The organism is Marinobacter salinus, assembly GCF_001854125.1.
Lineage (GTDB): Bacteria > Pseudomonadota > Gammaproteobacteria > Pseudomonadales > Oleiphilaceae > Marinobacter > Marinobacter salinus.
Genome location: NZ_CP017715.1, coordinates 3,254,478 through 3,264,482, shown reverse-complemented (window position 1 = coordinate 3,264,482; position 10,005 = coordinate 3,254,478). Strand labels below are relative to the sequence as shown.

9 protein-coding genes are annotated in these 10,005 nt (G+C 57.2%); 3 read left to right on the top strand and 6 right to left on the bottom strand.

Translation table 11 applies throughout. From position 1 onward, the window contains the following. Positions 1-92 precede the first annotated feature (92 nt). The gene (locus BKP64_RS15200; protein WP_083329230.1) at positions 93-536 is read left to right on the top strand and encodes a DUF4864 domain-containing protein; all 444 of its coding nucleotides are present in this window, start codon (positions 93-95) and stop codon (positions 534-536) included. Positions 537-542: 6 nt separating this feature from the next. On the opposite strand, the gene folM is transcribed toward BKP64_RS15200, so the two are convergent. Next, complete coding sequence (gene folM / locus BKP64_RS15195) at positions 543-1,250, bottom strand: dihydromonapterin reductase (protein ID WP_070971957.1); 708 nt, start codon at positions 1,248-1,250, stop codon at positions 543-545. 104 nt (positions 1,251-1,354) lie between these two features. Here folM and BKP64_RS15190 point away from each other — a divergent pair, with 104 nt between their 5' ends. Continuing rightward, positions 1,355-3,064, top strand: coding sequence for a VRR-NUC domain-containing protein (locus BKP64_RS15190; protein WP_070971953.1), 1,710 nt, complete (start codon positions 1,355-1,357; stop codon positions 3,062-3,064). Further along, positions 3,061-5,310: an ATP-dependent DNA helicase gene (locus tag BKP64_RS15185; RefSeq protein WP_227515431.1), complete on the top strand. Its 2,250-nt coding sequence runs from the start codon at positions 3,061-3,063 to the stop codon at positions 5,308-5,310. Before BKP64_RS15190 ends, BKP64_RS15185 begins: the two co-directional genes overlap by 4 nt. Before the next feature lie 34 nt (positions 5,311-5,344). Here BKP64_RS15185 and BKP64_RS15180 read toward each other — a convergent pair whose 3' ends face one another. The 5 genes from BKP64_RS15180 to BKP64_RS15160 form a co-directional block, all read right to left on the bottom strand. Next, positions 5,345-5,716, bottom strand: coding sequence for a VOC family protein (locus tag BKP64_RS15180; protein ID WP_070971947.1), 372 nt, complete (start codon positions 5,714-5,716; stop codon positions 5,345-5,347). A 58-nt stretch (positions 5,717-5,774) separates the two neighbouring features. Then, positions 5,775-7,061 carry a sensor domain-containing diguanylate cyclase gene (locus BKP64_RS15175; RefSeq protein WP_070971943.1) on the bottom strand — a complete coding sequence of 429 codons (1,287 nt, stop codon included), beginning with the start codon at positions 7,059-7,061 and terminating at the stop codon, positions 5,775-5,777. Between the two features lie 32 nt (positions 7,062-7,093). Beyond that, positions 7,094-7,627, bottom strand: a complete 534-nt coding sequence (locus BKP64_RS15170) for an EAL domain-containing protein (protein WP_070971939.1) — start codon at positions 7,625-7,627, stop codon at positions 7,094-7,096. A 141-nt stretch (positions 7,628-7,768) separates the two neighbouring features. Continuing rightward, positions 7,769-9,025 (bottom strand): NAD(P)/FAD-dependent oxidoreductase, encoded by a 1,257-nt coding sequence (locus tag BKP64_RS15165; RefSeq protein ID WP_070971936.1) that lies wholly within the window; start codon positions 9,023-9,025, stop codon positions 7,769-7,771. Positions 9,026-9,340: 315 nt separating this feature from the next. After that, positions 9,341-9,967: a peroxiredoxin gene (locus tag BKP64_RS15160; RefSeq protein ID WP_070971933.1), complete on the bottom strand. Its 627-nt coding sequence runs from the start codon at positions 9,965-9,967 to the stop codon at positions 9,341-9,343. Between the last annotated feature and the right edge of the window lie 38 nt (positions 9,968-10,005).

The following is a 10,005-nucleotide window of genomic DNA, read 5'->3' as shown; positions in this document are numbered from 1 at the left end:
AATCGGACCTTTTACATCGGAAAGGGGCGTTAACAGAATCCAGCGGCCCGCCCGTGCCGTATTGTTTAAAATATGAACAGGAGGGTCGCGACATGGTTGCAACGGTTTTGAGAGCGTGGGTACTCCCCGCGTCTTTGGTCATCAGTCTCTCGGCGTCCTTGCTGCTGCTCTGGCCGACGCAGCCTCTGGCAGATGACACCGACCAGGAAATCCGGGAAACGATCCTGATGCAGATTGAAGCGTTCGCCAACAATGAGCCGGAGGCGGCCTGGGCGTTTGCTTCTGAAGGGATTAAGCGACGATTTGGTTCGTCAGACGTGTTCATTGATATGGTACGACAGGCCTACCCCGCGGTTCATCAGGCTACGGCCATTGAGTTCGATGAGCGGGTTCCGCATGGCACATTCGAAATCCAGGTTGTGAAGCTGCAGGGACCGGACGGTAAACGCTGGGATGCCTATTACCGAATGGTGTCGGTGGATGGTTCCTGGAAGGTTGCCGGCGTGCAACTGTATCCCTCAGAGGTTGGCATTTGACCCCCGTCACATCAGGTGACGGCCTCCGTCCAGTGACAGCGTTCGACCTGTGATATACGGATTGTCTAGCACGAACAGGAGTGTTTGCACCGCCACATCCACACCCGGTTCAATTCCCATCAGAGACTTTTTCAGTGTCTTTTCCCGATAGGCTACGTCGTCGTTCTTATTGAACATGATCAAAGAGGGGGCAACGCTGTTCACTTTGACCCGCGGTGCCAGCAATCGTGAAAAGGACAGCGTCAGGTTTGTCAAAGCCGCCTTGCTGGCAGCGTAAGCGATGTGCTTTGCGCTGCCTTTTTCGACCACATAGTCGGTCATGTGGATAATGTCTGTTGGTGTGTTGCCGTTCTCCAGTAAACCCCGACAGGCCAGGTTGATGCGGTAAGGAGCCATGACATGAACATGCAGCATGGCGTTCATGACATCGGTCGGATCCGTGTCATCACTTTCGGGCATCCAGTCCGACGCATTGTGAACAATGGCTCTGAGGCAATCGGTTTTTTTCGTGAGAGTGGCAATGAACGCATTGATGCCTGCGTCCGTGGCAAAATCGGCATAAATGCAGTCGGCGCCCGCTTTCTGCAGCGCATCGACTGCCGGACGGTAAGTGCGATAGGTGGCAATGACGGGCTGGCCTTTTGCAAGACAGGCTTGGGCAAAGGCCAGACCGATACGCTGGCCGGCGCCGGTAATCAGAATGGGTGCGGTCATGGGCTTCTCCTGTAATCGAACATGTCGATACGACAGCACCGCGCTCCCGGGTCAGTGCGACTGCTTCAAACCCGGAACCACTTACTGGAGAACTGAACCAGGTTATGGCATTACAGAGTCCGAAGGACACCAGGCCGGGTACGGCGGATCTCGACAATCCGCTGTATTACCTCGAAAACATGGAAACCGTGATTGGTTGGGTGCAGAGTCACCACGCTGATTTGCTGACCGGGGAGGAGCAGGATCGACTCAGTGCATTCCGGGAGCTTTCCGTGCCCGCCCGGGCGCTGCTGACCCGGATGGTAATGCGCACGGGTGAGCTGTTTCGTGCCGAGAAACTGCATTATCCGGAACTTGGCGTACCGGAGTCCGAGGCTCTTGAAGAACTGGTTGCCGGCAACTGGCTGGATACCAGCCCTGTACTCACCATCGATCAACTGTTTCGCCTCTACACGCTGGGTGAGTTGCGCCCGGTGTTTGCAGGGGCGCTGCATGATGCGGGATGGCCCAAAACGCTTCCGAAGGGGCGCATGCTGGAGGCGTTGCGGCCCTCCTTCCCGGATGTCTGCCCGCTGGCGGACTGGCTGGGCAAGCAGATGCCCCCTGTTGTCTGCATCAACCACATGGCGCTGTTTGACCGGGTCCGTTTGATGTTCTTTGGCAATCTCCGCCAAAGCTGGTCCGATTTCGTTCTGGTGGAGCTGGGGCACCAACGCTATGAACCAGTGACCTTCACCCCGGATTCCCGGGCTTTTCAGAGTCGCACGGAGGTGGACCTGTATCTCGCCATGCATCAATGCCGGGAATGGCTGGATGAGGGTGTACCCGCCCGTGAAGTCTGGCCGGAAGTGCCGGCGCCTTCGGACAACGCCTGGCTGACCAGTCGCCGCGACCGTTTGTTGCTGGAGCTGGGTCGTCAGGCTGAACGGCAGGGCGACCGGGAGCTGGCGTTGCAGGCGTTTGGTGCCAGTGGCCATCGGGAAGCACGACTGAAACAGCTCCGGCTGCTGGAGCGGATGAAACGTCACCGGGAAGCCTGGACCATCGCCGCCCGGTGGCAGGCGCAGCCACTGAGCGATGCCGAGGCCCAGGGCCTGGCTCGTATCCTGAAACGTCTGGCGAGCAGGCTCGGCAAGCCGATGCCGCCCACTTCCGCGCACCCCTCAATCCAGGAATTCACACTGACTCTGCCAAAACCAGCGCTGGGCTCGGTTGAATTCGCCGTACAACAGCACCTGTGGCAGGATGATGCCCCGGTCTTTTATGTAGAGAATACCCTCATCAATGGTCTGTTCGGGCTGCTCTGCTGGCAGACCATCTTTGAGTCTGTGCCGGGGGCCTTCTTCCATCCGTTTCATGTGGGGCCGGCTGATCTGACCCGGGAGGATTTCGTGGGCCGTCGCCAGGCATCTTTTGACCAGTGTATTACCCGCCTTCATGACGGCAGTTACCGGCACCGTATCCTGGCAAATTATCTGGCAAAGCAGGACACTACCAACCCCTTCGTGACCTGGCCGGTGATCAATGAAGAGCTGCTAAATCTGGCGTTGGACTGCATTCCCGCGGAGGATCTCGAGTGCCTGTTCCGGCGCCTGATGCTGAATATCCGGGAGCATCGCAGCGGCTTTCCTGATCTGATCCGGTTTTTTCCCGGCAATACTACCCCTGATAAACGTTACGAGATGATCGAAGTTAAGGGTCCGGGGGATCGGTTGCAGGATCACCAGATGCGCTGGCTTGAATTTTTCGCGGGTGAGGGAATTTCCGCGAGTGTGTGCTATGTCCGCTGGCTGGGCAATAGGGTGATGGAATGACGGTGAAGGTAGCCGTCCGCACCCTTTGTGAGTTTGCCGCCCGCGAAGGCGATCTGGATTTCCGTTATACGCCGGCACCCAGTGCCGAGGAGGGCATCACCGGCCATCAGGCAATCCAGTCCCGGCGCGGCTATGGCTATAAAAGCGAGTATTTACTTACTGGTGAATGTTTGGGGTTGGAGCTTTCAGGGCGAGCCGACGTCTATAATCCACATCGTGGCCGGCTGGAAGAAATCAAGACCCACCGAGGTGATCTGTCCCGCATTCGAGAGCATCAGCGGGCGCTCCACCGGGCCCAGTTGAGGGCCTACGGTGCCCTGCTGTGCCGGCAGGAAAGTCGGAAAAAGCTGGAACTGGCGCTGATTTATTACGACACCGGCAAGGACAAGGAAACGCCGGTGGTGGAAACCGCCAGCGCCGGGGAACTCTGGCAGGAACTGGAAAACCTGTGTGGCCTCTACAAGGCCTGGGCCGAACAGGAAGCGCACCACCGGGAGCAACGGGATGCCCTGCTTGCCGGCCTTACGTTTCCCTTCCCTGAATTCCGACCCAGACAGCGTCAACTGGCCGAGACCGTTTACAAGAATGCGATGAAATCGGGCACCCTGCTGCTCGAGGCTCCGACGGGTCTGGGCAAAACCCTGGGCACCCTGTTCCCGGCGTTAATGGCGATGCCGTCGGCCAGGCAGGACCGGCTTTTCTACCTTACCTGCCGAAACACGGCGCGCCAGCTGGCCATGGATGCGGTGACGCGGCTGCGATTGGCCCAGACTGTCCCGAACTGGCCCCTGAGAACCCTGGAACTGGTGTCGAAAAACGACGCCTGTGAACATCCGGACAAGGCCTGCCATGGTGACTCTTGCCCTCTGGCGAAAGGCTTCTTCGACCGGTTACCGGACGCCCGGGCCGAAGCAGCGCGGACCGAGGGTATCCTGAATCAGGACACCCTCGCGAAAATCGCTGCCGGTCACGACATCTGCCCCTATTTTCTGGCCCAGGAAATGGCTCGTTGGAGCGATGTGGTGATCGGTGATGTGAACCGGCTGTTCGACCAGTCTGCCCTGCTCCATGGTCTGACCCGCCAGAATAACTGGAAGGTCAGTGTATTGGTGGATGAAGCCCACAACCTGGTAGACCGGGGCCGGGGCATGTATTCCGTTCGGCTGGATCAGCAACGACTGCTGAGGACCAAGAAAACAGCACCCAAGCCGCTGAAGTCGTCGATCGACCGCGCAGCCCGGTCGTGGCAGAGCCTGATTCGGGATCACCAGGCCGATCACGAAAAACCTGTGTTTCTCGAGTCTCTGCCCGCCCAGCTGCTTGGCGCCCTGCAGGCGATGGTTTCCAGCCTGACCGATTACCTGGCCGACAATCCACCGGACCTGGCGCTTCAGGAACTGCTGTTCGAGAGCGTGGCCTTCATGAGGCTGGCGGAGTCCTTCGGGGATCACTCCCTGTGTGAGTTCCAGCGGGCCGGCCGGGGCCGGGCCAGCCTGACTATCCAGAACCTGATACCGGCGGACTTCTTGCGGGAACGGTTTGAGGTGGCGCACTCGGTGCTGCTGTTCTCAGCAACCCTGAGCCCCGGGATCTATTATCGGGATCTGCTGGGCCTGCCCGAAGACAGCCGCTTTATCTCTCTGCCCAGCCCGTTCACGGCAGATCAGCTACAGGTGCATTTCACGCCCGGGATCAGTACCCGCCAGGCACACCGGCAGGCGTCGGCTGAACCCATTGCCGAGCTGGTCGCACAGCAGTACCGGCAGCGGCCCGGCCACTATCTGGCGTTTTTCAGCAGTTTCAAATACCTGAATGATGTCAGTGAGGCGCTTGCCCGGGAAGCGCCGGATGTTCCGCAACGGTCCCAACAGCCGGGTATGAGCCCACAGCAACGCGCCACGTTTCTGGCGGAGTTCCGGGAAGGTCGCGGCAGCGTGGCGTTCGCGGTTCTGGGTGGGGTATTCAGTGAAGGCATCGACCTGCCTGGGGACCAGTTGATCGGAGCCTTTGTCGCCACCCTCGGCCTGCCACCGTTTGACCCTTGGCATGAGATTCTCAAGGAGCGACTGCAGCAACGATTTGGTGCGGGATATGACTACACCTACCTGATTCCGGGCCTGCAAAAAGTGGCCCAGGCGGCTGGCCGGGTGATTCGGACGCCGGAGGATCAAGGGGTGATCTGGCTGATTGACGACCGTTTTCTCAAGCCACCGGTTCGGAATCTGTTACCCGGCTGGTGGTTTTAGTCAAAGGCCCTCTTCCGAGGGCCTTCCGCGTTCTTTAACCGAAGTGGAAAAACGCCAGCTTGTTGCCGTCAGGATCTTTCACGTAGGCGCCGTAGAACTGATCAGGAATCCGTTGTCCGGGCTCGCCATCGCAGGTGGCGCCCAGTTCAATGGCCTTGCGGTAATGGGCATCCACCGCTTCTTTTGGACCGGGATGAATGGCCAGCATGTTGCCATTGCCCGGGTGATTGGGCTCGCCATTGAAGGGGGTGCAGACGGCGAGCATCGGGGAGCCCATGCTTTTGCCGATAAACGCGATGCGGCCCATATCCAGCAATACCTTGGCACCCAGATCGCTGAGCAGTTCCGAGTAAAAGGCCTTTGCTTTTTCCATATCACTTACGCCGATGGTGACGTATCCAATCATAATATTCTCCACTGATGGTTATTCTGGCTGAATAAATACGAGACGTTTCCGGTGAGGATCAGTTCGGGTTTGTCCCGCCCCTGACCGCCACACGGTTCCGGCCTGCCCTTTTGGCTTCATACAGGGACCGGTCACACACCGAAAGCAGGTCCCGTACCGAAGCCGTGTCATCCGACCAGCTTACCACCCCCGCACTGAGTGTGACGGTGAATCTTTCCCCTTCGTCGCTGACAAAGTCCTCCGCGGCCAGGGCCATCCGGAGGGCGTCTGCAACGTGTCGGGCATCGGCTAATGCTGTATTGGGCATCAGCACGATGAATTCCTCGCCGCCGGTTCGGGCGACAATATCGGACTTTCGGGTTCGTTGCTGGATCAGCTTTGCGATGGTCTGCAGCACGGAATCCCCCGTTGGATGTCCCCAGGAATCGTTGATCGCTTTGAAGAAATCGATATCCAGTGAAATGACCGAAAAAATGCCCCCGTAACGTTCATTCTCTGCGGCAGCTTCTTCGAGCTTGTGGAGCATGTACCGGCGATTGAAGAGCCCAGTGAGCTCATCGGTGATCGACAAATGTTCCAGTTCCAGCTCAAGACGTTTCTGATCGTTGATGTTGGTGATCACCCCATGCCAGGTCACCCTTCCGTCGGTATCCCGTTCGGGTCTGGAGACACCCCGGACCCAGGTGATTCGATCCTCGACCAGCACCCGATAATCACACACCCATTCACAAAGAGATTCTGCGGAAAGGCCAATGGAGTCCTGAACGCGTTGTAGATCATCCGGGTGAACCACATCGAACATTTTCTGGGGATCGGCGATGGCCTGGTCGGAGTGAATTCCGTAAAGGTCTTCGGTTTTCCGGCTGATATAGGAAAAGTGAAACTGCCCATCCGGCTCCATTACGAAGGTGTAAATAATGCCAGGAAGAGATTCGGCCAATTGCTCAAGTTGATGTTGGCTGGTTTTTTCCTCGGTTACATCAAGGTGGGTGCCCATCAGCCACCGGGTTCCATCATTCTTGCCGTTGTTGAGCAGCATTCCGCGCGAATGAATGTGCCGCCATTCGCCGTCTTTGTGCATCATCCGAAAGACGCACTCGAATTGGGGCCCCTGTCCATTCAGATAGCTGGCCAGAGCTTCGTTTGCAGGACCAAGGTCCTTGGGATGGCAGAGGCTTTCCCAGGTCTGGAAAGAGATTGGTGCGAGCTCTTCCAGGCTGTAACCCAGCATGCTTGCCCACCGGTCATTGAGTATGATGTCACCGGTGTCCAGATTGTATTCCCAGGTACCGGCACCAGTACCATCCAGGATGGCCTTGAGCCTGGTTTCCGCGGATAATGGCATGTATTCCCTCACTTTTTGGGCGCGCTTATCAGCTAATCAACGCTATAATGGCTACCCCATATAAAACCCTTCGCCCACTCCAATGCTTCGGAAAGGGGGAGTGGCCGACTGTATAAAAAGCCCTGGCCGGTTTCACAGCCCAGCTCAATCAGCCGGGCTTCCAGTTCAACGGTTTCAATCCCTTCGGCAACGGTTCTTCGCTTGAAGCTGTGAGACAGACTGAGAATAGCTTCTACAATCATGCTGTCATCGTCACACCTCAGCATATCCTGTACGAATGACTGGTCAATCTTGATTTCCTGAGCGGGCAGTTTTCGGGAATAACTCCGAGAGGAGTAACCCGTGCCAAAATCATCCAATGAGATATCAGCGCCAAGGTCGCGGCACACCTCAAGGTTCCCGATAACCGTATCGGCGTCCAGGATCGAGAAAAGGGCGGTTTTCACCTTGTAGTACTGGCGGGCAATTCGGGTCAGGCGCTCAAAGCGCTCTTCCGGGGGAGTATCAAGAATACCGAGACGTTCCAGGGCAGCCAGCCGTTGTCTTTCGATGGAAGTTCCGGTCATTCAGGCGCCCTGGATTCAAAAAGTCTGTGCCGTTTACTCTCCAATTAACAGTTTCACTGATAAAAACCGATCAGAAAGGAAGACTATCCTGACACAGATTACAGCCCATGACTCCAGGCCCGTCCAGTATGGGCTTGTATTCTACCTCCGGGCTGGTTTCGCCAGCCACTCATGCCCCTTCAGCATGCCATGCCAATACAGGGCGGGCAGTTGTTTTGCCTTCAGCCACCAGGCAGCTCTGGTTGCCTTGGTGCCATCGTTGATCCATTTCGGGAAGCTGGGCTGGAGTACACCGCCATAGCCGAATTCCGCCAGCACGATTTTGCCGTTTTCCACAGTCAGCGGGCAGGAACCATAGCCCAGGTAGGCGGCCTGGAGCGGCTGGTTTCTGAGCGTGGCGACCAGGTTCTCGGCCACCACTGGTGCCTGTTTGCGCACCGCCGCAGCGGTTTTGGCGTTGCCGGTTCCGCTCACGTCGCCAAGGCCAAAGATGTTGGCGTAGGTTTTATGGCGCAGGGTGTCGTCTTCAAGATTCAGCCAGCCGCCTTCATTGGCCAGGTCGGATTCCCGGATAAGCTTGGGCGCACGCTGGGGTGGTACGGCGTGCAGCATATCGAAGGTGACTTCGCGGTCCTGGCTGTTGCCCTCGCCATCCGCCGAGCGGAAAACCGCTGTTTTCGTGGGGCCATTCACTGCAACCAGAGTGCTTTGGAAATTCAGGTCAATGCCGTATTTCTGGATATAGGCTTCCAGTGCCGGGACGTAATCGGCTACACCGAAGAGAACTGCTCCGGCGTTGTGGAACTGGACATCCACATTGTTCAGGACGCCGTGCTTGAGCCAGTAATCGGCGGACAGATACATGGCTTTCTGGGGCGCACCGGCACACTTGATTGGCATTGGTGGCTGGCTGAACAGGGCCCGGCCTTTCTTGAGGCTCTGGACCATTTCCCAGGTGTAGCTGGCCATGCCTTCCCGGTAGTTGGAGGTGACGCCGTTGGAGCCCAGCGCCTCTTCCAGGCCTTCGATGCCGCCCCAGTTCAGCTCCAGACCGGGCGCCAGCACCAGTGCCTTGTACTCCAGTGCTGAGCCGTCTTTCAGAAGCACCTGATCATTATCCTGGTCTACTGAACTCACTGCCTGTTGGTACCAGGAAACAAAACGGGGCATCACGTCCGCCATCGGCCGGGAGGTCACCTCTGGCCGGAAAACACCACCTCCCACCATGGTCCAGCCGGGTTGGTAGTGGTGCGTATCCGCAGGCTCAATAATGGCAATGTCGATGCTGCTGTCCCGTTTGTGAATGCTGGACGCAACCGATATACCCGCGGCTCCGCCGCCCACGATTACGACGGTGTATGTTTTGACGTTACCTGTGACGGTGGCGTTGCTGGTCATGCCTTGAACCTCTTGTCTTTGTTTGTTGCGCGCCTGGCGCTTGAGATATACCAAAGCCTACCAAACAATAAGTTCTAACGTTAGACTATTTGGTAATATAACGGTTAAGTCCTCTGGCTCGCAGGTATAGGGTCGAAAGTGACTTTGTCACTGAAGCAAACCCTTGCTTTTCTTTTCGCCCTCTTTGGCGCCACTCCCTTGTGATGTAGGGAGGTTCAATATGAATTAAAACGATGCAGTTAAAGGTTTGACCGAAATCAAAGCGGAAAGGGTGCCTGCCAACCGGCAAGCTCCCCACTCTATCCGCAAGCCAGATTAAAGCTTGGTTGTTCGAAGGTAAGGACGGATTTCGTTCCAGCCGTTCGGAAACAGGCCTTTGGCCTCCTCATTGGAGATAGAGGGCGGAATGATCACATCGTCACCCTTGCGCCAGTCAGCTGGCAGAGCGCAGTTGTTCGCGTCACTGGTCTGAAGCGCATCAATCACACGCAGAATCTCATCAAAATTCCGGCCGACAGCCATCGGATAGGTCATGGTCAGGCGGATTTTCTTGTTCGGGTCGATAATAAACACGCTGCGCACGGCGGCGGTTTCGCTTTCACCGGCATGAATCATTTCATACAGCTCGGCCACTTTGTGGTCTGCATCGGCAACGATCGGGAACTGCAGGTCGCAGTTCTGGGTATCGTTGACGTCTTCAATCCACTTCACGTGCTCTTCCACAGTGTCTGTGGACAGACCCAGGGGCTTCACATCGCGAGCTTCGAACTCTTTTGCAAGCTGGGCAGTACGGCCCATCTCAGTGGTGCACACCGGGGTGAAGTCGGCCGGGTGGCTGAAGAAGAACACCCACGAGTCACCTGCCCAGTCGTGGAAGTTGATCTGGCCGGCGGTGCTGTCGATGGTGAAGTTTGGTGCGGTATCGCCAAGTCTTAAGCTCATGGTGGATCTCCTGTCGGGCTTTGCTGATAGAGGTTGGA

Coding starts and splice junctions, on each gene's coding strand:
- BKP64_RS15190 (WP_070971953.1), top strand. CDS start 1,355: ATGGCATTACAGAGTCCGAAGGACACCAGGCCGGGTACGGCGGATCTC.
- BKP64_RS15200 (WP_083329230.1), top strand. CDS start 93: ATGGTTGCAACGGTTTTGAGAGCGTGGGTACTCCCCGCGTCTTTGGTC.
- BKP64_RS15160 (WP_070971933.1), bottom strand. CDS start 9,967: ATGAGCTTAAGACTTGGCGATACCGCACCAAACTTCACCATCGACAGC.
- folM (WP_070971957.1), bottom strand. CDS start 1,250: ATGACCGCACCCATTCTGATTACCGGCGCCGGCCAGCGTATCGGTCTG.
- BKP64_RS15185 (WP_227515431.1), top strand. CDS start 3,061: ATGACGGTGAAGGTAGCCGTCCGCACCCTTTGTGAGTTTGCCGCCCGC.
- BKP64_RS15165 (WP_070971936.1), bottom strand. CDS start 9,025: ATGACCAGCAACGCCACCGTCACAGGTAACGTCAAAACATACACCGTC.
- BKP64_RS15175 (WP_070971943.1), bottom strand. CDS start 7,061: ATGCCATTATCCGCGGAAACCAGGCTCAAGGCCATCCTGGATGGTACT.
- BKP64_RS15170 (WP_070971939.1), bottom strand. CDS start 7,627: ATGACCGGAACTTCCATCGAAAGACAACGGCTGGCTGCCCTGGAACGT.
- BKP64_RS15180 (WP_070971947.1), bottom strand. CDS start 5,716: ATGATTGGATACGTCACCATCGGCGTAAGTGATATGGAAAAAGCAAAG.